The organism is Ruminococcus sp. 8Y-12, from assembly GCF_058119865.1.
The window spans coordinates 2,939,667-2,961,411 of record NZ_CM176623.1; the positions used below are offsets into that span (position 1 = coordinate 2,939,667).

18 protein-coding genes and 1 pseudogene are annotated in these 21,745 nt (G+C 38.3%); all 19 read left to right on the forward strand.

Going from position 1 to position 21,745, the window contains the following annotated elements; all coding sequences use genetic code 11:
* The first annotated feature begins 103 nt into the window (after positions 1–103).
* Positions 104–2,386: a recombinase family protein gene (locus AC0THY_RS11080; RefSeq protein ID WP_489990666.1), complete on the forward strand. Its 2,283-nt coding sequence runs from the start codon at positions 104–106 to the stop codon at positions 2,384–2,386.
* Positions 2,387–3,164: 778 nt separating this feature from the next.
* Positions 3,165–3,320 carry a hypothetical protein gene (locus tag AC0THY_RS11085; RefSeq protein WP_489990667.1) on the forward strand — a complete coding sequence of 52 codons (156 nt, stop codon included), beginning with the start codon at positions 3,165–3,167 and terminating at the stop codon, positions 3,318–3,320.
* Positions 3,321–3,608: 288 nt separating this feature from the next.
* Positions 3,609–4,858 (forward strand): annotated as a pseudogene (locus tag AC0THY_RS11090) (nucleotide sugar dehydrogenase).
* A 41-nt stretch (positions 4,859–4,899) separates the two neighbouring features.
* A complete protein-coding gene (locus AC0THY_RS11095) occupies positions 4,900–5,040 on the forward strand; it encodes a hypothetical protein (RefSeq protein WP_489990668.1) in 141 nt (46 codons plus the stop codon).
* Between the two features lie 114 nt (positions 5,041–5,154).
* Entirely contained in the window at positions 5,155–5,526 is a 372-nt protein-coding gene (locus AC0THY_RS11100) for a hypothetical protein (RefSeq protein WP_489990669.1), read from the forward strand.
* Between the two features lie 30 nt (positions 5,527–5,556).
* Positions 5,557–5,967 carry a glycosyltransferase gene (locus tag AC0THY_RS11105; protein ID WP_489990670.1) on the forward strand — a complete coding sequence of 137 codons (411 nt, stop codon included), beginning with the start codon at positions 5,557–5,559 and terminating at the stop codon, positions 5,965–5,967.
* A gap of 288 nt (positions 5,968–6,255) precedes the next feature.
* Positions 6,256–7,533, forward strand: a complete 1,278-nt coding sequence (locus AC0THY_RS11110; protein WP_489990671.1) for a glycosyltransferase family 4 protein — start codon at positions 6,256–6,258, stop codon at positions 7,531–7,533.
* Between the two features lie 9 nt (positions 7,534–7,542).
* Positions 7,543–8,118 (forward strand): acyltransferase, encoded by a 576-nt coding sequence (locus AC0THY_RS11115; RefSeq protein WP_489990672.1) that lies wholly within the window; start codon positions 7,543–7,545, stop codon positions 8,116–8,118.
* A gap of 5 nt (positions 8,119–8,123) precedes the next feature.
* Positions 8,124–9,161 carry an acyltransferase family protein gene (locus AC0THY_RS11120; protein ID WP_489990673.1) on the forward strand — a complete coding sequence of 346 codons (1,038 nt, stop codon included), beginning with the start codon at positions 8,124–8,126 and terminating at the stop codon, positions 9,159–9,161.
* Positions 9,124–10,029, forward strand: a complete 906-nt coding sequence (locus AC0THY_RS11125; protein WP_489990674.1) for a glycosyltransferase family 2 protein — start codon at positions 9,124–9,126, stop codon at positions 10,027–10,029. The genes AC0THY_RS11120 and AC0THY_RS11125 overlap by 38 nt, the downstream gene beginning before the upstream one ends.
* 9 nt (positions 10,030–10,038) lie before the next feature.
* Positions 10,039–11,229: a glycosyltransferase gene (locus AC0THY_RS11130; protein WP_489990675.1), complete on the forward strand. Its 1,191-nt coding sequence runs from the start codon at positions 10,039–10,041 to the stop codon at positions 11,227–11,229.
* Positions 11,230–11,231: 2 nt separating this feature from the next.
* Entirely contained in the window at positions 11,232–12,200 is a 969-nt protein-coding gene (locus AC0THY_RS11135; RefSeq protein ID WP_489990676.1) for a polysaccharide pyruvyl transferase family protein, read from the forward strand.
* Between the two features lie 4 nt (positions 12,201–12,204).
* A complete protein-coding gene (locus AC0THY_RS11140) occupies positions 12,205–13,479 on the forward strand; it encodes a glycosyltransferase family 4 protein (RefSeq protein ID WP_489990677.1) in 1,275 nt (424 codons plus the stop codon).
* On the forward strand, positions 13,466–14,758 hold the full coding sequence (locus tag AC0THY_RS11145; protein ID WP_489990678.1) for a hypothetical protein: 1,293 nt from the start codon (positions 13,466–13,468) through the stop codon (positions 14,756–14,758). Before AC0THY_RS11140 ends, AC0THY_RS11145 begins: the two co-directional genes overlap by 14 nt.
* Positions 14,733–15,746, forward strand: coding sequence for an acyltransferase family protein (locus tag AC0THY_RS11150; RefSeq protein WP_489990679.1), 1,014 nt, complete (start codon positions 14,733–14,735; stop codon positions 15,744–15,746). The genes AC0THY_RS11145 and AC0THY_RS11150 overlap by 26 nt, the downstream gene beginning before the upstream one ends.
* 5 nt (positions 15,747–15,751) lie before the next feature.
* On the forward strand, positions 15,752–17,200 hold the full coding sequence (locus AC0THY_RS11155) for a flippase (protein WP_489990680.1): 1,449 nt from the start codon (positions 15,752–15,754) through the stop codon (positions 17,198–17,200).
* Positions 17,200–18,288: an acyltransferase family protein gene (locus AC0THY_RS11160; protein WP_489990681.1), complete on the forward strand. Its 1,089-nt coding sequence runs from the start codon at positions 17,200–17,202 to the stop codon at positions 18,286–18,288. Before AC0THY_RS11155 ends, AC0THY_RS11160 begins: the two co-directional genes overlap by 1 nt.
* Before the next feature lie 438 nt (positions 18,289–18,726).
* Entirely contained in the window at positions 18,727–20,019 is a 1,293-nt protein-coding gene (locus AC0THY_RS11165; RefSeq protein WP_489990682.1) for an IS110 family RNA-guided transposase, read from the forward strand.
* 510 nt (positions 20,020–20,529) lie between these two features.
* Positions 20,530–21,735 (forward strand): IS256 family transposase, encoded by a 1,206-nt coding sequence (locus AC0THY_RS11170; protein ID WP_489994182.1) that lies wholly within the window; start codon positions 20,530–20,532, stop codon positions 21,733–21,735.
* Positions 21,736–21,745: the final 10 nt, after the last annotated feature.

Below are 21,745 nucleotides of genomic sequence, written 5' to 3' on the forward strand. Positions count from 1 at the left end.
CGCGCTCTGCCGCAAATACGCCGAGGCATATTCAAAAAGAAGAAAGCTATGAAAAAATCAGATATTAGTAAGACGGCTGTGGGCCGTAGAAAGAGAGGAAATTATGACACAGACGGTACAAACAGCGCCAGCGGTATCAAGGAGCCAGATGGTATCTACCGCGTCGGCGGAGCAGAAAGTACAAAGGGTATACGCAAGGAAACCGGAAGTATGCGTCATTCCGGCAACAAAACGCTCCGCAGAGGGCGGCGGTCAGATCAAGAAACAGAAATCCCTGCGGGTTGCGGCGTACTGCCGTGTCTCCACGGAGGATGAGAGTCAGCAGACTTCCTATACAACGCAGAAAGCATTTTACACAAGGATGATCACCGGGCATATGGAATGGACGCTGGCTGATATCTATGCAGACGAGGCCATTTCCGGAACCTCCAGGGCGAAAAGAAAGGGCTTCAACCGCATGATGGACGATGCCCAGGCAGGGAAGATGGATTACATTGTGACTAAATCCATCAGCCGGTTCGCCCGGAATACGGTGGATACGCTGAACTGTGTAAGGCAACTCCGCCAGTTGAACCCGCCAGTGGGCATTTTCTTTGAGAAGGAGAACATTGATACACTGGATGCCACCGGTGAGCTGATACTCACAATCTTATCCGCGCTGGCGCAGGACGAGTCACGTTCCATTTCCGACAATATCCGCTGGTCCATTCAAAAAAAATTCCAGCGCGGCGAGGCGATGGTGGACTTAAACCGGATGCTGGGTTATGATAAAGGACCTGATGGGGAATGGTTAATCAACCCAGTGCAGGCCGAAATCGTGCGGTACATATTCGAGCGGTTTGTCTGCGGCGTTTCCAGTAACTCCATCGCAAAGGAGCTGAACGCGATGGGAAAGAAAACAGCCAGGGGAAGCATCTGGAGGGCGGATGCGGTGCTGTACATTCTGCGGAATGAGAAATATGTGGGGGATTGCGAGAGCCAGAAGACAGTGACGAAGAACTTCCTGACCCATGAGGCAAGTATCAACAACGGAGAAGCGCCTAAATATTATGTGGCAGACCACCATGTGGGTATTATTGACCGCCTGACCTGGGACAAGGTGCAGGCCATGCTCCTTAACCGTTGCAGCCGCTCCAACGAGAGGGGGGCAAAGCCGAAGCAGCGCAGAGGCAACAATGCCTCTCCATTCACGAATCTGATCTGCAGTGTGGACGGCTGCGGGGAGAAAATGTTCCGGCTGGGGTACAATACACCTCTCCACACCTATACAGACAGCCGGTCAGCGGCGGCAGAGGGGCTGGACCCGGCAATGTATAAGGAGCGGTATTATTTTTACTATCCAGTATGGAGATGTACGAGGAACGCACAGAAGACAAAGAACCACCCAAAGGGAAGATGCGCCTCCGGCTCCATCTACGAAGCCGTGCTGGAGCAAAGCTTTATGGAGATGCTGTACAAACTCAAGCGCGATCATGATGCCAACGGTGACGCCAGCCAGCTGACGCGGCTTTTCCGGAAAGCCTGTGAGCGTGTAGATCGCCTTACCAGTGGTAACCTTTATTCGGTACAGCGGCTAGAAATGCTGGAGCTGCAGATCGAAGAGCTGGAAGAAAACCTGCACAAGACAGTGGGAAAACAGGCGTATGCTCTGCGGTACGCGGCAATAGAAAAGGATGAGCTCCTGAAACAGAGCATTGAGGATGAGAAGATCACAATGAACGAGATCGAGGTTGAACTGCATAACGACATTTTAGCCGCCAGTCTTGAAACTCAAAGGACTTCTGAAGAGGCAGAGGAAGGTAGCGAGGCTGCGATCTATGCAAATTTGGCGGAGGATATCCGAAAGCGTATGGAGGAGCTAAAAAAAGAGCGGGCTGCTTTAGAAGCGGAGCAGGGGGCGACCACGGCCATGCGCAAGAATTTTGATTTCTTCCTGCGCTGTCTGAGACAACTGCCCGAGGAGAACCACGCCGGCATGAAAATGAACGTCAACGGCCTGGATGTGGAAGGCAGCCTGTTCAGAGATATCGAGGGAAAAGCAAAGGCCGGGAAAAGGAGCAGTGCGAAGAGCGGACATATTCGGATTACGGAGGAAAAGATTAAAGCGGCACCTGATTACCTGAATTTTGAAAAGGGAATTTATATTGCTTTCATCAAGAGTGGATTGGTTAAAGGAGATGAGGTGGAGTATACGACGAACTTTGGGGTAAGATTTACGAGTAAGGGAAATAGACGGACGCTGGGAAGCTTCCTGGGCTTCCGCAGGGCGCAACCAGATGGCACAGTGGAATTCCTGGATGAAATTTGGAAGGTCAGCAATAGGGGGGTGTGCTATACGCGGAAGGAAATTAAGGATAGTGACAGGATGTATAACAATCGGGTATAGTTGTTACGGAGTGAAAAAATTTGTGGATTTTTCAGAGCGTACACTATTTTATACGGAGATTTGATCTAATATTGGCATTCTAGAATATGGAGAAGAGGGAAACGAGTATTTATGGGGTAAACCAGAGCGCGATAATGTAAAAGATTGGTAACTGAAGATTAACAATTGATTTGAGAAATATGAGTTTACTTCAGTTCTATGAAATAATGAGACAAAACAGATGTAGATTGTATAGTTTTATTTCTGCTATGAACGAGTTATATAGGGACAAGAATGAGAATTGATTCTGGCTCCGATGGTTGCCACCCACTTCACGATGATTTGTGAAGCAGGATAGTGACCTTCGGGGCTTCTCTTTTTGCCTTTGTTTCTGAGTATTTTCCTTATTATATAACGCTTTTTTGGATGTTATTATTATTTGCTTATCTACAACGGAATTTCTATGAATGTACATTTTAAGAAAAGAATCTATTTCGACCGCTGATATTTAGTCAGTGGTCTTTTCGTTTGTCTGCAAAGAACGAAGAAGCTCATTACACCATTAGAATGTAGCTACATACGGTTACTTTCTTGGAAATTAGCTATGCGTTGATTTGGCTGTTTTAATTATGAATTTAGGGTAGGGGAATGTCTACCTCAAACTTTCAGTGGCGGTGTAATGGCTGAGAGTGGAGTCAAATTATCATTTAAATTTCCCCATTACAATCATGCTTTATTGTAGAGCTACTGTTGATGATGATACTTACATTTTTCCGGCGAATTAGAGGTGCGGTGAAAAATGTTGAAAACCGTGGAAATCTATTTTTCTGGAAAAGTTTATTGCAGACGAGAGCTGGACATGATAACTGCATTTTTTGGGGGAATTAGAGGTAGAGAGTGGCAGATGATTGTTCATATTGCAATAAGCGAGAGACATGAACTTGTACAGTTTTAACAAAATGTGCTGGGCGAGAGGTAATGACAATAAGAGTCAGCACTTTGAAAAATAGGGATGCGGGACTACGAGGTATGACAATAAGACCTAACACTTTGATGAGATGTTGTCCATAAGGTGTATACCTCAAAGTTTCAGTAGTAGTCGAAAAGCGGCTGGAATAGAACTGCAAGGATGACCACTGTGAAAAAAATGATAACTACAGTTGTGATGACCACACTGTTTTATATAGCATGATCGGCTCAATATGAGCCTTACATAAAAGATACAAATGGAGGATATAGGTTTATGAAAAAGGACTATAAAATTACGGTTGCGGGTACTGGTTATGTTGGTTTGTCGATTGCCACTCTGCTCTCCCAGCATCATCAGGTGACGGCTGTGGATATCATCCCGGAAAAGGTGGACTTGATTAACAACCGTAAGTCCCCAATTCAGGATGACTATATCGAAAAATATCTGGCTGAGAAAGAACTGAACCTGACCGCAACACTGGATGCAAGGCTGCATACTCTGATGCGGACTTTGATGTAATTGCGGCTCCTACAAAATACGACAGCCACACGCAGCACTTCGACACAAACGCAGTCGAGGCTGTGATTAAGCTGGTCATGGAGTATAACCCGAACGTCATCATGGTCATCAAGTCCACGATCCCTGTAGGCTACACTGCATCCGTGCGTCAGAAGTTCAACAGCAAAAACATCATCTTCAGCCCGGAATTTTTAAGAGAAAGCAAGGCTCTGCATGATAACCTGTATCCTTCCCGGATCATTGTTGGTACTGACCTGAGCAATGAGCGTTTGGTTGAGGCAGCACATGAGTTTGCTGGTCTGCTGCAGGAAGGTGCCATCAAGGAGAACATCGATACTTTGTTCATGGGCTTCACTGAGGCAGAGGCAGTCAAGTTGTTCGCCAATACATATCTGGCTCTGCGTGTGGCTAACTTCAACGAGCTGGACACTTACGCAGAAAGCAAGGGTCTGAACACCCAACAGATCATTGACGGCGTTTGCCTTGATCCTCGTATTGGCAGCTATTACAACAACCCGTCCTTTGTCTACGGCGGATATTGCCTGCCCAAGGATACCAAGCAGCAGCTGGCTAACTATTCAGATGTGCCAGAGAACCTGATTGAAGCAATTGTGGAATCTAACCGCACTCGCAAAGGCTTTATCGCTGACCGTGTTTTGAAACTGGCCGGTTACTACGGCTATGACGAGGACAACGAATATGACAAGGCACAGGAGAAGTCGGTTACAATCGGTGTATATCGTTTGACCATGAAGTCTAATTCCGATAATTTCCGCCAGAGCTCTATTCAGGGTGTTATGAAGCGCATCAAGGCCAAGGGTGTCACTGTGGTCATCTACGAGCCGCCCCTGAAAGACGGTGACACTTTCTTTGGCTCTGTCGTTGTCAATGATCTGGCTAAGTTCAAGGAAATGGGTAACGCCATTATTGGGAATCGGTATAGTAGAGAGCTTGATGACGTGAAGGATAAGGTTTATACACGCGACATTTTCCAGCGTGACTAAAGAGTAAGCAGAGAAAGAAGTACATAGAGGGGAGATGCAGGATGGCAAAAAAGAAATTGCTGATTTATGCACATTACTACATACCTGATACTACATCCACAGGCCAGATTCTCCGTGAACTGGCAGAAGGCATGTTGGATCAGTTTGATATTACAGTAATTTGTGTGGTTCCAAGCTACTAGGGAACCATTGAAGATAAATATAAGACACAGAAGTATTACGAAGAAGAAATCAATGGAGTAAAAGTTTTAAGGATAAGAGTTCCGGAGTTCAGCAAGACCAACAGGAAGAGCCGTGTGAAGAACATTGTTTCCTATTTCTTCGGGGTAATGGGTGCGACCTTTAAGGTTGGCAATATGGATTATGTGCTCTCCATTTCTCAGCCTCTGATTCTCGGTGGTCTGCTGGGCGTATGGGGCAAGTGGGTAAAACACGCTAAATACATCTACAACATTCAGGATTTTAACCCGGAGCAGGTGCTTGCCGTTGGCTACACTAAGAGCAAGCTGATCACGGACGCTATGATGTGGTATGACAAGTTCAGCTGCAAGCGTAGTGACCTTGTAATCACAGTCGGCCGCGATCTGGTAGAGACGGTCGAAGAAAGATTTAAAGGTAAGAAAGTTCCGAAAACCGTCATGATCAACAACTGGATTAATGAGAACTAGATCTACCCGCTGGATCAGAATAACGAGAAAGTGGTTGCTTTCAAGAAAAAGTACAGACTGGATGGAAAGTTTGTCATCATGTATTCCGGTAATATCGGTCTGTACTACGATCTTGAAAAATTGATTGAAGTAGTAGAACGGTTCAAACCAGGTACTAATACTACAGATGGTCGAGAGGTTATATTTGCTTTCGTTGGTGCTGGTTCCGTACTGGAGAAGCTGAAGAACTATATGAAAGAGCATCATATCGACAATGTTGTTTTCATTCCGTATCAGGATGAAGCTGACCTGATTTATAGCCTGAACGCCGGCGATGTTCAGTGGTGTGCGAACGCAAAAGGCATTAAAGGCGTAAGTTGCCCATCGAATGTTTACAAAACAGAATTAGTTTTGGAGAGCCACTACATAGCTCATAATACATGGGCGAAAAAGCCCGTTTAATGGGAAAGAAATGTACGGATTTATGTAAATAAATGATATTGTTTTGTAAACTTATGTATCTACATATAGATTAAAACTACATTTGTGATGTTTCCGCTTATTGATTGACAGACTAAGATTTGGGGAAGAAATCACATGGTTGAGATACATTTATATTAGGATAGAAAGTTTACTCCGGGGCAAGGGCGCTATGTTTGCAGCCCGCGTGTCGGGGTTTTGAATATATAGAAATAATTAAAATTGGTAAGTAATTGTCTTAAACAAGAATAATCAGGAGGACATAAAAGAATGGGCAAAAATAATATGAAGAAAAATTTGTTAATTTACGCTCATTATTATATCCCTGATACGGCATCCACAGGACAGATCCTGAGGGAGCTGGCAGAGGGGATGCTAAATGAATTTGATATCACAGTTATTTGCGTTGTTCCTAGTTACTTAGGGACTGTGGAAGATAAATACAAATCTCAGATGTTCTATCGTGAGAACATCAATGGTGTTGATATTCTTCGCATTCGTGTACCAGAATTTAGTAAGGCCAACACTATGAGCCGAATTAAGAACATTTTAACCTATTTCTATGGTGCGATGATTGCAACCTTTAAGGTTGGTAAGCAGGATTATGTATTTTCTATTTCCCAGCCGCCGATTCTTGGAGGACTTTTGGGTGTTTGGGGTAAGTGGATGAAGAGAGCAAAATTCATTTATAATATACAGGACTTTAATCCAGAGCAAGTACTTGCTGTCAATTTCAGTAAGAATAAACTGATTACTGGAGCAATGATGTTTTTTGATAAGTTTAGTTGCCGTCAGAGTAATCTAATTATCACAGTTGGCCGCGATCTTGTTCAAACTGTATATAAGCGTTTTAAAGGAAAAAAAGTTCCGAAGACGGTGATGATTAATAACTGGATTGATGAAAAGGAAATATATCCAGTAGAAGCAGACAATTCAAAAGTTGTGGCGTTCAAAGAGAAGTATGGCCTGAAGGATAAGTTCGTCATTATGTATTCCGGTAATATTGGTCTTTATTACGATCTTGAGAACCTGATGAAGGTTGTTGAACAGGTCAAGCCTGGAACAAAAACTGCAGATGGTAGAGAAGTTGCATTTGCATTTGTTGGAGCGGGATCTGTACTAGATAAATTGGTGAACTATAAGGAAGAAAAACACATGGATAATGTAGTTTTCATTCCTTATCAGGATAAGGCTGATTTGATTTATAGCCTCAATGCTGGTGATGTTCACTGGTGTGTGAATGCAAAGGGAATAAAGGGAGTTTCATGCCTTTCAAAATATTATGGTATTGCAGCAGTTGGGAAGAGTAGTTTAGCAGTTTTGGAAAAAGATAGTGAAATTCGTTGCATAATTGAAGAAACAAATGGTGGTTTGTGCTCTGAACCAGGAGATTATGAATCTGTAGCACGGAATCTTAAGTGGTTTATTGAAAATGCAGGCACTGGTGAAGTGGTAGCGATGGGTAAAAGAAGCAGAGAAAATCTGGTTCAGAATCTGACTCGTGATGTATCCGTGAAAAAATATGCAGAAGAGATATTAAAACTGTAAGGAGGAGAGATGATGAATAGTAACTGGTTTAAGATTCTGATGAAGATGACTAAAGTAGAATATGGCAAGGATCTTCTTCTGAAGGGAATGCCGGTCATCTTTAATAAAGGTGGAGCAAAGCTGAAGATTGGTGATAACGTTACTGTCAAGAGTAGTTTTTTGAGTAATTTAGTAGGTTTGTATAGTAGGACAATTATTGTGACCCGAGCTCCAGGTGCTGTGGTTGAGATTGGTGATAACGTCGGTATTTCAGGTGCGACCATTTATGCAAGAAAGGGTATCTATATTGGAGAGAATACCTGTATCGGCGGTAACTGCAAGATACTGGATAATGACTTTCACCCAATTGATATGGAAAATCGTATTAAGCTACTTAGTGATATTCATGGTGGAGACAGCGATTTGATTCCTACTCGTGAAATTCGCATTGGTAAAAATTGTTTTATTGGTTGTAATAGTATTATATTGAAAGGAACAGTCTTAGGAGACGGATGTGTTGTTGGTGCTGGAGCTGTTGTTGCAGGGAAGTTTGAATATAACTGTGTGATTGTTGGAAATCCGGCAAAAGTTATTAAGAAATTGTGAGGTGTATGATGAAATATTTTTTATTTCTTACCATTATTGTCTTTGCTTTTTATTTATTGGGTTTTATGAAAAAATCTGATGAGAGTAAGTGGTTGGATAAAAACTATACAACGGCAATTAAAGGCTTTTCAATTTTGACTGTTGTATGGGCTCATGTGGGGGGAATGCTTGGAGTTGGTGGCATTCAGTTTATAGCTGGTATTGGTGTAGCATTATTTTTAATATGTTCTGGATATGGGTTGGAAATATCCTATGAACGTAATGGCCTTAAAGAATTCTGGAAAAAACGTTTACTCGGAGTTTGTATGCCTTTTTGGGTAGTAGAACTTGTAGGAATTTTAATTACAGAGAAGTTTTCAATCAAGACATATTTACTTGATAGCTTTTTCTTAAAACCAGCAACTAGTTATGGTTGGTTTATCGGTTACATTATCATATGTTATTTGATTTTTTTTGCAGTGAAAAGAATTATTAGAGACGAAAAAATACAAATGTTGGCTTTATTTGCTGTTTTTATTGTATGGTTTGTGATAGATTCTGTCTGTTTTGCAAACCCAGATATGCCTGCTCTCCGAGCAAGACAAATGTTGTCATTTCCATGTGGTGTAGCGTTGGCATTGAATAAGAGCAGAATAGAATATATGCTATCAAAACTAAGAAATATGAGTATAATAACTCTATTCGGGGGGGGGACATTATGTATACTCTTCATGGCAATAACACAATTAGGTATTGTAAAAAGTTTGCCGTATTTATTCTCAAACATAATGGCATTACCAACTTGTTTACCAATGGCAGTCGGGATTATTGTGTTTGGAAAACAATATAGAATATTTTTTGAAAATAAAATGTTGAAAATAATAGGAACACTATCATATGAAATTTATCTTGTTCATGCATTTACGTTGAATATTATAAAGCCAGGAGTGCTACCTATTGGGAAATTTATAATTATTACGCTTGTAGTGGCAGGAATATTACATATAATAATTGAGGAAAGAAAAAATGACAGATTTAACAGTCGTAATTTTAACAAAAAATGAAGAAAAGAATCTTCGAAAATGTATTGAGTCATTTCGAGGTATAGCAAAAAGATTTGTTATTGTGGATAGTTTTAGCACAGACGGGACAGAGAAATTGTGTGCGGAACTAAATAAAGAGCTTAATGAAATTGGCTCCAGTCTAGAATTCTATCAGAATAAATGGATCTCTTATGCAGATCAACTGAATTGGGGGCTAAAAAATACAAATATAACAACTACTTGGTCTATGCGAATGGATGCAGACGAAGAGATTATGGAAGAACTTGCCAATGAAATAGAAGAAAAACTACCTAAAATTGAAAGCTCAGTTAATGGAGTTATTCTTAGAAGACGTGTGTATTTTATGGGGCGTTGGATTAAACATGGAGGTAGATATCCAGAGTTATTACTTCGTATTTTTAGAACCGGCATGGCGACTTGTGAAATGAAAATTATGGATGAACACATGATTCTTACAGAAGGAACTACAGTGGAGTTTAAACATGATTTCATTGATAATAATCAGAAAGATTTGGAATGGTGGACTGCAAAGCATAACTGGTATAGTAATCGAGAAGTTTTGGACCATCAAATAACGCTGGAAAATGAGATGGATGAAAGCTTAGAGCAAAACGGAAAGTCTTCCGGCCAAGCAAAGATGAAAAGAATAGTCAAAAATGGAGGATATTATCGTCTGCCGAAATTTTTTAGGGCGCATTTATATTTTTTCTATCGATATTATATTAAGTTGGGTTTCTTAGACGGCCCAGAAGGAAAGATATTCCATTTTTTACAGGCGTATTGGTATCGTTTTCTCGTTGATGCGAAGATATATGAATGTGAAAAAAAGGGAATAAAGATGAAACCGCAGGAGGATTTAAAAGCCTAGGGAGGATATATGAGAGTATTACAAATTACTGCTTTTAGCGGATGGGGTTGTACTGGAAGAATCGCAGTTGGAATTCATGATGCATTAGTGAAAAAAGGTCATGAGTGCGCCATCGCATGGGGAAGAACGAATACCGCACCTGAGAATGTAAAAACAATTAAAATAGGTTCCAAAATTGATCAAAATATTCACGGTCTTTTTACTCGTGTTACTGATAGATGTGGATTGGCATCGAAAAAAGCAACAGAGAAATTTATTTTAGAGATAGAAAAGTACAATCCAGATATAATTCAAATGCATATTATGCATGGATACTATATTAATATAGAAATCCTCTTTAAATACATAAAAAAAAAGAATATTCCAGTAGTATGGACTTTTCATGATTGCTGGGCTTTTACTGGGCATTGTCCGTATTTTGATTTAGTTGCTTGCAATAAATGGAAAAATGGGTGTCATCATTGCACTCAAAAAAGACATCATCCAACAAGTTGGGGGCTCGATTCGTCAAAGTGGAATTGGGAGAAAAAGATGGAACTCTATGGAAACTATTCTAATATGACAATTGTAACTCCTTCAGTTTGGTTGAGTGGACTTGTCAAAGAATCTTTTCTGAAAAATCTCCAGGTTGAAATTATCAATAATGGCATTGATTTAAATGTCTTTAAACCGACTTTTGGAAAGTATTTTGATAAATTTAATATTGCAAACAAAAAGATTATTCTCGGAGTTTCATCTACATGGGTACCTTCAAAAGGTATTTACGATTTTTATAAGATCGCCAATCAGTTAGGAAGTGACTATCAAGTTGTTCTAGTTGGACTTACGCAGGAGCAAATAAAACAGTTGCCTGATAATATATTAGGAATTGCTCGTACAGATAGTGTTCAGGAGTTGGCTGAGATTTATACTGCTGCATCTGTTTTTGTTAATCCAACATATGAAGATAATTATCCAACAACAAATCTTGAAGCTTTAGCGTGCGGTACACCAGTTATTACTTACAAAACGGGTGGTAGCATCGAAGCTGTTTTAGAATCGGGATACGGTAAGGTTGTCAAACAAGGGAATGTAGAAGAAATGGTCAGCGCAATCATCTCACAATGCTTAAAACTTCCGGCAAAGGAAAGACTGTTTAATTGTGATGCTACGGAAAATTATGAAAAATATGTAGAATTATACGAAAAATTGGAGTTTTAATAATGAGTAAAATTGTATTATACGAACCCTCAATGGGTTCTGATAATTTAGGGGATCAGATTATTGTTGATGGCGTAAAAACTGCACTTAATAATATAGTATCAAAAGCTTTTGTTGTTGAGTTGCCTACGCACACCCCTGCAAATTGGAGATATCTGAGATATTTGGAAAAATATAAATCGAATTATAAATTTGTATGTGGAAGCAATATAATAGTAGGAAAGGTTTATGATTTGGTTCATTTGAGACAGTGGGCAGTACCTGCGCTTTCTTTGCCGTGGTATGGTCCTTTGGTTCTGGTTGGCGTGGGATCACAGCAGTATAATCAGAAAATCAATTGGATTACAAGAATGGTATATAAGTTTTTATTTAGAAAAGACATAATTCATTCAGTTAGAGATAGTTATACTGAACGAGCATTAAAAGAAATTGGAATTTCAAATGTAATGAACACTGCGTGTCCAACAATGTGGGGATTAACTGAAGATCATTGTAGGCATATTCCAGCAGCAAAGGCAAAATATTGCATTTGTACGTTGACGGACTATAAAGAAAATGCTTCTAGAGACAATTTATTTCTTAAAATATTGAATAATAGTTATGAAAAGGTTTATTTTTGGGCACAAGGTAATGGAGATGAAAAGTATTTTCGTAGTTTAATGGAAAGTAAAGATATTGAAGAATTATCTCCAACATTAGATGCTTATAATAAATACCTAGATGAGAATGACACGGACTATGTTGGTACGAGACTTCATGGTGGTATGCGTGCTTTGCAAAAAATGAGAAGAACTATAATTATTGGTGTTGATAACCGTGCTGCTGAGCTTCATAAGGATTTTGGTATTCCGGTTGTTTTACAAGAGGACATTGTTCAGTTAGAGAATATAATTGCATCTGAGTTTTCTACGAAAATTAAATTGCCAAACGAAAATATAAAAGTTTTCTTAGATCAATTTAGAAAGGAATAATATAATGAAAATTATTGTTGGTCATCCATTTAAGCAACATTCGTTTGAGCTAGCAACTGCATTAGAAAAAAAAGAGATGTTATATGCATATTGTACAACAGTATATGATAAACCTGGAACAGTTGTATTTAGTGCTAAAAAAATGCTAAAAGGATCAAATTTAAAAAAAGCTAATAGCAGAAAATGTTCCAAAATTCCAGATGAAAAAATTCATATATTTGCAGAGTTAAGAGGGTTGGGAGTTCTTGCTACGAATAGGCTTTCAAGTTTTCCAAATGCAGTTCGTGTTTTTCAGCGATCACTTTATAAGGTGTTTGGTAAAAAAATAGCAAACTATGCTATAAAGGAAAATGTTGATATTATTGTTATGTATGATTCCACTGCAACGAAATGCTTCGAAGTATTGAGTAAGAAACTGCCATCTTGCACGAGAGTGTTAGATATGTCCACATGCACTAGGGCATACGCTAAAAAAATATATGAATATGATATGGAACTCACAGGTAGAGATGATTTCAAAACTGTACAGGGGTATTTGTGGAAAAAAGGTACTATTGAATACTTAAACCGTGAATTGGAATTGACTGATTATTTTGTTGTTGCATCGGAATTTGTTAGAAAAAGTTTGCTTTATTGCGGAATCAAAAACGAACAAATTATTAAAGTTCCATATGGTGTAGATACTTCTACTTTTAAGTATGTAGAAAAGAGTAAAGAATCTATAAAAAATGCCCCATTAAAAATGGTATTTGTAGGACAGGTGGATTATAGAAAAGGAATTATGCATTTATTTAGTGCAATGAAGAAATTTGATGTCGGAGATATTTCCTTAAAATTGGTTGGCGGATATGATTCTACATCAGACTTATATAAATGTGGATCTGAAATGGAAAATGTTGAATTTCTTGGGTTTGTAACTAAAGACAGATTATCAGAGATATATAACGAAGCAGATGTATTTGTTTTCCCAACACTATGTGAGGGCTTTGGCTTGGTGGTATTGGAAGCAATGGCATGCGGTGTACCTGTAATATGTTCAGAAAATGCTGGGGGAAATGATACTATTATTGAGGGAGATAATGGATTCCATATTCCAGCATGTAGTGTTGAAGCTATCGAGGATAAATTAAATTGGTGCTTAAATAATAGGGAATCGTTGTATAATATGCGTGCAAAGGCATATGAGACATCTCAAATTTATACATGGGACAAATATTATGAGGGAATAGGCGGCGCCTTTGAATTCATTACAAGGAGAAAGAAAGATGCAAGTATCTAAAAAACAAATAGCAAATATTCTTTTTTTCACCCTACTTATATCATCTAGCTTACCGTATATTTATCAAGCAATTTCAGTAATATTTAGTGGGCAATATGTTTTGTGGACCTATGATGGAGCAACTAGAACAGGAGGAGGATTAGGCAGTATAATTCCATATATTAAAGATATTAGCTGTATGTTGTTATTTATTGTTCTGCCATATTGTTATCCATATAGACGAAATAATATATATCTACACTTCTTTTCTCTGATTGCTTGGGGAACGTTTATTTTGATTTTCAGTTCAATAGCTAAAGGTTATTCTATGAACGGAATGATACAGTATCTGATATCCGGTATAAGAGGGTATATCTTCTTTGTTGTTTCGATGTCATTTTGCGATAGATATTTCACAGTCGAAGAATCGGAACATAAATTAAATAGTGCGGCATTAAAAATTCATAATTTAGTATTGCTTATTCAGTTTGTTGTATCTCTGTTATTTATTTTAAGAAGCGGTTCAATCACAAACTTTGGATCTGGAGGTATGAGAATCCCAGGGGCTTTTGCAAATTCTGGTACTTTGGGGTGTTACACTATAAGTGCAGCTATATTTATTTGTGTCCAGTACTGCGCGCAAAAATCAATCGGAAAAATAATGACTATTGTGCAAATGATATGTGTTACAATGCTATCATTTGCATCAGGAATGAGAAGCGCTCAGTTGATAGTACTTATGTTTGTTGCTATTGCATTTTCAAATATTATGTTTGATGTCGCTAAAATAGGTAAAAAGCATATTTTCGGCTTTACACTTGGCATGATTGGTTTTTCGGCTCCGTTTGCAGTAAGCTATATTTTGGAGAGAACAAATCGTGGTAGCTTTGGAGACTCAGCTGTTGGACGACTAGATACAGTGGATTTATTATTGAATCAAAAATTATTACCTTTATTATTCGGCAATGGTTTAGGTGTAGGAACAAATGCAGCTGTCAATTTTCAGACAGCTGATGCTCGAATTTTTGATGGTACATTAAATACAATTGTTGGACAATTCGGTATAATTGGGTTAGGAATCCTTGTTTTTTCCACTTTATTTGTTTTCAACAGATTGATTCGATGTTCTTATCCAAATCAGATAATTGCATACGGTATATGCATTAGTGTAATGCTTATTTTTATCACAGGTAATTTTTTTGAACAGTTTACGATGGTCATATGGATTGTTGTAAGCGCATACCTAAATATGCATAGGACAGAGGAGGAAGTGGATGAGTGGTCGAATAACCTGGGTTGATCGAATCAAGGGTATTATGATTATATTGGTTGTTTTGGGACATAGTTGTACCCCAGCATTATGTCAGTTAAGTGGATTTGCAGAAGTTATTTATTTAGTAATAAATTCATTTAACATGCCAGTATTTTTTGTATTATCTGGTATGATTGAATTAAACAAGGATGAAAAAAAGAAGTTATCTCTTCAAATTGTTAGAAGAGCTCATCGATTAATGCTTCCTTATGCAATATATCTAACAGGTGTATATGCTATATTTCTTATTACTTCGATTGTTCCTTATTTAAGTAAACTACTATCTGCAGCAACTCAAAGTTCAGAGATATATTTAACATCGTATATTGCTGACCTTGTTTTTTGTAAAGGGCTGATCGATAAACACTTATGGTTTTTATATGTACTATTTGTAGTATCCGTGGTCGTTGCAATAGCAAGAAAAGTAAGATTAAATACAGATATTTTGATGTTTTTAGGCTTAATAGTGGTAATTCTTATGAAAACGATTAATCCCAAAATAGATGAAAGTTCTTATCATGTGCTTTATTTTGTATTCTACTATTTATTCTTTTATTGTGCAGGAAAATATGGCGTTGCAGCAGTAAAATGGAATAGATGCGTAGTATTAATATCTGGTGTCGCATTTGCTGTTTTGGAAATTATGTTGGTAGTTTGTTTTGATTTTTTTAGAAATCATGGACTGGCAATTTTTGTTATTAAGTTAATTATTGGTGTTGTATCTTCTGCATTTTTGATTAGCATATTTTCTTGTTTTTCAAATATGAAAACATGTATTCTGGATTATATTGGGAAGAATTCATTTTCGATTTATTTAATACATCAGCCATTTCTTGTAAGTGGAGTTGTCTTTTTGTTATTAAAATTAGAGTTGCCGATAGCAGTGATTATAATAATTGCATCTATAATAGGTGTTTTTATTCCGCTGATTTTGAACAGTATTTATAATCAGTTTGTTAGAAAGAGAGGTGCTTAGAATCAATGAGTAAATTGTTTAAGAACTATTCTTATAATCTTGCATATCAATTGTTTTCAATAATTGTACCTCTTATTACTGCGCCATATTTAACTAGAACTTTAGGGGCAACTGGAACGGGTATATACAGCTATGTTAATTCAACAGCAGTGTTGATTACAACGGTTGTAATGCTAGGAATATATAATTATGGTAATAGACAAGTTGCGTATGTAAGAGATTCAAGACAACAATTATCAAATACTTTTTGGTCTATAATGACGACACGTTTAGTTCTAGGTATATTGGGAACAATATTTTATATTGCTTTAATCCTAATATCTGGTCGATATGTGAGCTATTTTTTTATATACTACACTTATGTACTTGCATATTTTTTAGATTGCACATGGCTATATGTGGGTGTAGAAGATATGAAGTGGGCTGTTATTAAAAATTTTATAACAAAGGTCTTGAGCGTTGTCGGTATTTTCATATTTGTGAAAACCCCAGATGATACATCAAAATATGTATTATTGTTAGGATGTTCTGTATTGATTTCCAATATACTAGCATATTCACAGCTGTTTAGATATGTTGATAAGCCACGATTTATAATATCAAATCTTATAAATAATATCAAAGGTTCAGCATATTTGTTTTTGCCAAGTTTAGCGGCAACAGTATATCTTCAATGTGATAAGGTTATGATTGAGATGATAACAGGTGAAACATCCCAAGTATCATATTACGACTATTCAGAAAAAATTGTTACAATCCCGTTGACATTTATTACTGTATTAAATGCTGTTGTTATGCCAAGATTAGCCAATGAATACGCTAAAAAGAACAAGAATGAGGTGAATGCATTAGTAAATAAAACATTGTCAATTGGTTTGTTTTTTGCGTTTCCAATGATGTTTGGATTGATGTCTGTGGCGTCTAAACTTATTCCGTGGTATTTAGGAAACAATTTTATTCCAACTGTTGCGGCGATTATTGTAATTTCGCCGATTGTTGTATTGAATACCATATCAGGTGTATTCGGAACACAATATTTTACTGCAACAAACCAAGTTCAGATTTTATTAAAGTCTCAATTAAGCGCGGTAGTTGTTAATATTATCATAAATGCGTTTTTAATTCCAAACTATGGTTTCTATGGTGCAGGTATCGCAACTGTTGCTAGTAGTTTAATATGTGCCATTGTTCAATATATTTATATCAGAAAGCAATTAGTTCTAAATAAATTTAGTGTAATGGTTATTAAATATTTTATATGTGGGGCTATTATGGCTGGAAGCATATACTTGTTAACCAATACTAAACTTCCTACTCCGGCTACAAATTTTTATCAAGTAATGATTGGTGTAGTCGTGTATTTGTTTTTATTAGGATGTTGCAAAGATCAAAATATAGTGATTGGCTTAAATATCATAAAAAGCAAAGTGTTTAAAAAGGAAGGAAAGGTATAGTGGTAACAGAAGAGATTTTGAGATTTAGCAAAAGAGATACTACTTTGATTAAGGGAATCGCTATAATTTTAATGGTGTGTAATCACCTGTACCCAATTGCAGAGTGGATTTATCCAGAAAATCAATATATTAGTGTTTCATTGGGGACTAAGACATTAGCAGCGTATTGGGGAGGTTTTTCAAAAATATGTGTTGCAATGTTTGCTTTGCTAACTGGGATGGCAATGTTCTATACATACTCCAACAAAAAACTAATTAATGCGTATCAGCATACATTGAAAAAACTGCCTAGTTTCTATACGACATATTGGATAATATTGATTACAGTATTTCTTCCTGTAATTGCTATTGTGTGGGGGAGAGATGCAATAATTAGTGCATCATCCTTAATTGGGAATTTTACTGGATATATGACAACATTTTGTAAGATAGCTTGGTATGTACGTTTTTATTTTGAACTGGTACTAACTTTTCCTATAATAGTAATATGTTATAGATACCTTATAAGCTTGTTTAGGTTTGATAAGACAAATTTAATTGCTTTAATTGCTTTGTTGGTGTTTATTTGTATTTTAGGCGAAGCGTCCAATTATCTTCCAGATAAAATCGAATATTTTGCAAGTGAATATCTGAATTACATTTCAGTTGTTGTTGTTGGCTATTGGATTGCAGAAAAGCAAATGTTTACAAGATTGGCAGATAAAATTAAAAATTTAAAACTTGTGTATCAGAATGGTTTGTGTTTTTTTATTTTTGTATTATGCTTTTTAGGTAGAGGTGCTTTGAAAAATATCGGATTCATTAATTTCGATTGTTTATACGCACCAGCTGTCATATTTTCTATTTGGAGTGTTATTAGAAAATATGAATTTTCTGTATTTAATAAGATTCTTGGTTTTATGGGAAAATATAGTTTAGAATTATGGTTTTTGCACGCTATTTTCTTTATAGGAAATTCTACGGTGCAAAGAATCGCGTACTGGCCCAAAATATCCGTTCTAATATTAGTTTGGGTTTTACTTATATTATCTCCAATTGCTATAATAGAACAAAAAATTGTGAATTTTCTTATAAGAAGATTTGCTTAAAGATAGCCACCTGAAAAGGTGGTAGTCGTTCATCCTGACAGCCTCTACGCGGCGAACGATAGACGATTTTGATTAAAATTGACCAATTGTCGGGTTATAATGTGGGGTAAATAATGCGAGTTATTATAGATGTGATGGAAGCCGCTCGTGAATTGTATATTACGGTGAAAATGTACCCCTGTTCCGGAGGAACGGGGTTCTTCCGCACTTTTCCGTTATCCTATCCTCTTGAGTACATCAGTTTTGCTGCTAACAAGGAGTCTGTGAAAGTTTTTCTGTAAATAAAGATACTAAGGGTCTTCTATGATAAAATAAAATCATAGGAGCTTCCTGTATAATTTAAAATGTGGACGTTGAAAATTGAAAATACCTCAGAGTACAATAAGACTACTGACTGGCAGGTTAGTAAAAATCTTATTGAACAGAGAGGTATCTACAATGAAGTCTAACACACAGAACAAAAAAATTGAAGCAATAACAGAAAAAACTTTGGTAATCGGAATTGATGTCGGAAGTGAAACACACTATGCAAGAGCTTTTGATTACAGAGGTATTGAGTTTTCTAAGAAGCCGTTTAAATTCAGCAACAGTGAAGCAGGCTTTGAAATGTTCAAGGCATGGATACTGGATATCAAAGAAAAGCATGAGAAGGACAAGGTAGTTCCGGGAATGGAACCCACCGGGCATTATTGGTTTAATCTTGGGAAATTCCTTCAGGATAATGAGATGAAGCCGGTACTGGTAAATCCTCATCATGTAAAGAAATCAAAAGAACTCGACGACAATAATCCAACGAAAAATGACCGTAAGGATCCCAAAGTCATTGCAGGATTGGTAAAAGAGGGGCGATATATGATCCCATACCTGCCGGACGGTATTTACGCAGATCTGAGAACAGCATCCAATATGCGGTTTCAGATCCAGTCGGAACTTACGAGAGTTCAGAATCGGATCAGTCGTTGGTTCCATATATATTTTCCTGAATACAAAACAGTGTATGGGAAACCGGACGCAATAAGCGGAATGATGATCCTGAAACAAGCGCCACTGCCGGAAGACATCCTGACGTTGGGTGTCGAGGGAGTGAACCAGATCTGGCGGGATGCCAAAATAAGAGCAGTCGGGAAAAAGAGGGTACAGACCCTGATGGAAGCTGCAAGGCACAGTGTCGGAACGAAAGAAGGAGCAACCGCCGCAAGGCTGGAAATCCGTATGCTGCTGGAGGATTATGAATCCAGAAATCATCGTCTTCAGGAAGTAATGACCTTGATCGAGGAACTGGTAAAACAGATCCCAATGGCTGAAAAGCTGATGGAGATCAAGGGTGTAGGAATCAAGACAGTGTCGGGATTCCTGGCTGAAGTAGGTGATATCAGCCGCTTCAGCAATCCAAAGGAACTGCAGAAACTTGCAGGATTGGCATTGGTTGAGAATAGTTCCGGAAAGCATAAAGGGCAGACAACAATCAGCAGGCGTGGCCGGAAAAGGCTGAGGTATCTGTTATTCGAGGTTGCAATGTCCCTTGTAGGAAAGAATCCGGAGTTTAGAGAATTGCATCACTATTACACAACCAGAAAAATCAATCCATTAAAGAAGATGCAGTCGCTGATGGCAGTTGCAGCAAAACTGATCCGAGTCTTTTATGCCATGCTGACAAAGGGCGTGGAGTATGATCCAGTAAAGATGCTTGTAGACATTAAACGACCAACAGGATATATGCAGGCTGCATAAGAAATATCAAGTAACTATACAGCAGGCTGTCATAAGGACAGCCACAGAAAAGGCAGAATGTAGCAGACAACGTCCACTGGAAGCAGTGCTGATACAGGAAGCAGGTCAGTAATCAGAACTACAAAGAATGAGCCAGTAGTCGGCAGGAATTCAGTCCATGGGGCATGACCCCGGATAGGAGCAAAGCTGACACCCTGGTTATGGATAGGCAGAACGAAGGAAGTGAGGAACTCTGGAGACAGAGATGATCCTGGTGGACATAGGAGGTTAGCTGCCATAGAGGGATGGGTATACACAAGGCCATGTAGAGCAGAAAAGAGGACGTTCTATTTCGTGTACCCAATAACCGCTATTTCAGTACCTGATACATCGAAATATCCATGACTGTGGCTTATTCACTGAGATATGAAAGGTTGAAAGACCTTGAGCTTTCAATAAAAAACACTTGATTATATGAGGAGGCCTTTTATTATGGCAAAAAGAGAAAAGAAACCAGTACACAGAGTACAAATGACAGAAGGAAAACGCAACATCATCCATCAGCTCTTGGAGGAGTATGACATTGAGTCTGCACAGGATATTCAGGATGCACTCAAAGATTTACTTGGCGGAACCATCAAGGAAATGATGGAAGCTGAAATGGATGACCACCTTGGATACGAAAAATCCGAGCGTTCAGACAGTGATGATTATCGTAATGGCTACAAATCCAAACGTGTTAACAGCAGCTATGGCTGCATGGATATCGATGTTCCTCAGGATCGTAAGTCAACCTTTGAACCTCAGGTTGTAAGAAAACGCCAGAAGGATATCTCTGATATTGATCAGAAAATCATCTCCATGTATGCAAAAGGAATGACTACCCGACAAATATCTGAAACGATGGAGGATATTTATGGTTTTGAAGCATCAGAAGGATTTATTTCAGATGTAACAGATAAGATTCTTCCACAGATTGAAGACTGGCAGAACCGTCCATTGGATGAGATTTATCCAATCCTGTACATAGATGCCATTCATTATTCTGTCCGGGATAATGGCGTGATTCGAAAATTAGCCGCATACGTTATTCTTGGGATCAACACAGAAGGAAAGAAGGAAGTTCTGACAATCAATGTCGGAGATAATGAAAGTTCTAAGTATTGGCTCTCTGTGCTGAATGAACTAAAAAATCGTGGAGTAAAAGATATCCTCATCATCTGTGCCGATGGGCTTAGCGGAATCAAAGAAGCTATTGCTGCTGCATTCCCTAAAACAGAATACCAGCGTTGCATTGTCCATCAGGTTAGAAATACTCTAAAATACGTACCTGACAAAGACCGTAAAGCATTTGCAACAGACCTTAAAACCATCTACCATGCACCAGATGAGAAGAAAGCGCTGGAAGCCCAGGAACGGGTCAGCGAAAAATGGACACCTAAATATCCCAATTCCATGAAACGCTGGAGTGATAACTTGGAGGCCATATCCCCGATTTTTAAGTTTTCTTCACAGGTTAGAAAGGTCATTTACACGACGAATGCGATTGAAAGCCTGAACGGCACCTATCGCAAGCTGAATCGTCAGAGAAGTGTATTTCCGAGCGATACCGCTCTGTTAAAAGCACTTTATCTGTCCACATTTGAAGCCACGAAGCGTTGGACAACAACAATTCGGAACTGGGCTCAGGTCTATGGGGAACTGAGTATCATGTATTCGGACCGACTGCCAGAATAAGAAGTACAGT

Excerpts from the sequence above, each read along its gene's own strand:
- AC0THY_RS11080 (WP_489990666.1), top strand. The coding sequence starts at position 104 with ATGACACAGACGGTACAAACAGCGCCAGCGGTATCAAGGAGCCAGATG.
- AC0THY_RS11085 (WP_489990667.1), top strand. The coding sequence starts at position 3,165 with ATGTTGAAAACCGTGGAAATCTATTTTTCTGGAAAAGTTTATTGCAGA.
- AC0THY_RS11095 (WP_489990668.1), top strand. The coding sequence starts at position 4,900 with ATGGCAAAAAAGAAATTGCTGATTTATGCACATTACTACATACCTGAT.
- AC0THY_RS11110 (WP_489990671.1), top strand. The coding sequence starts at position 6,256 with ATGGGCAAAAATAATATGAAGAAAAATTTGTTAATTTACGCTCATTAT.
- AC0THY_RS11115 (WP_489990672.1), top strand. The coding sequence starts at position 7,543 with ATGATGAATAGTAACTGGTTTAAGATTCTGATGAAGATGACTAAAGTA.
- AC0THY_RS11120 (WP_489990673.1), top strand. The coding sequence starts at position 8,124 with ATGATGAAATATTTTTTATTTCTTACCATTATTGTCTTTGCTTTTTAT.
- AC0THY_RS11125 (WP_489990674.1), top strand. The coding sequence starts at position 9,124 with ATGACAGATTTAACAGTCGTAATTTTAACAAAAAATGAAGAAAAGAAT.
- AC0THY_RS11130 (WP_489990675.1), top strand. The coding sequence starts at position 10,039 with ATGAGAGTATTACAAATTACTGCTTTTAGCGGATGGGGTTGTACTGGA.
- AC0THY_RS11135 (WP_489990676.1), top strand. The coding sequence starts at position 11,232 with ATGAGTAAAATTGTATTATACGAACCCTCAATGGGTTCTGATAATTTA.
- AC0THY_RS11140 (WP_489990677.1), top strand. The coding sequence starts at position 12,205 with ATGAAAATTATTGTTGGTCATCCATTTAAGCAACATTCGTTTGAGCTA.
- AC0THY_RS11145 (WP_489990678.1), top strand. The coding sequence starts at position 13,466 with ATGCAAGTATCTAAAAAACAAATAGCAAATATTCTTTTTTTCACCCTA.
- AC0THY_RS11150 (WP_489990679.1), top strand. The coding sequence starts at position 14,733 with ATGAGTGGTCGAATAACCTGGGTTGATCGAATCAAGGGTATTATGATT.
- AC0THY_RS11155 (WP_489990680.1), top strand. The coding sequence starts at position 15,752 with ATGAGTAAATTGTTTAAGAACTATTCTTATAATCTTGCATATCAATTG.
- AC0THY_RS11165 (WP_489990682.1), top strand. The coding sequence starts at position 18,727 with ATGAAGTCTAACACACAGAACAAAAAAATTGAAGCAATAACAGAAAAA.
- AC0THY_RS11170 (WP_489994182.1), top strand. The coding sequence starts at position 20,530 with ATGACAGAAGGAAAACGCAACATCATCCATCAGCTCTTGGAGGAGTAT.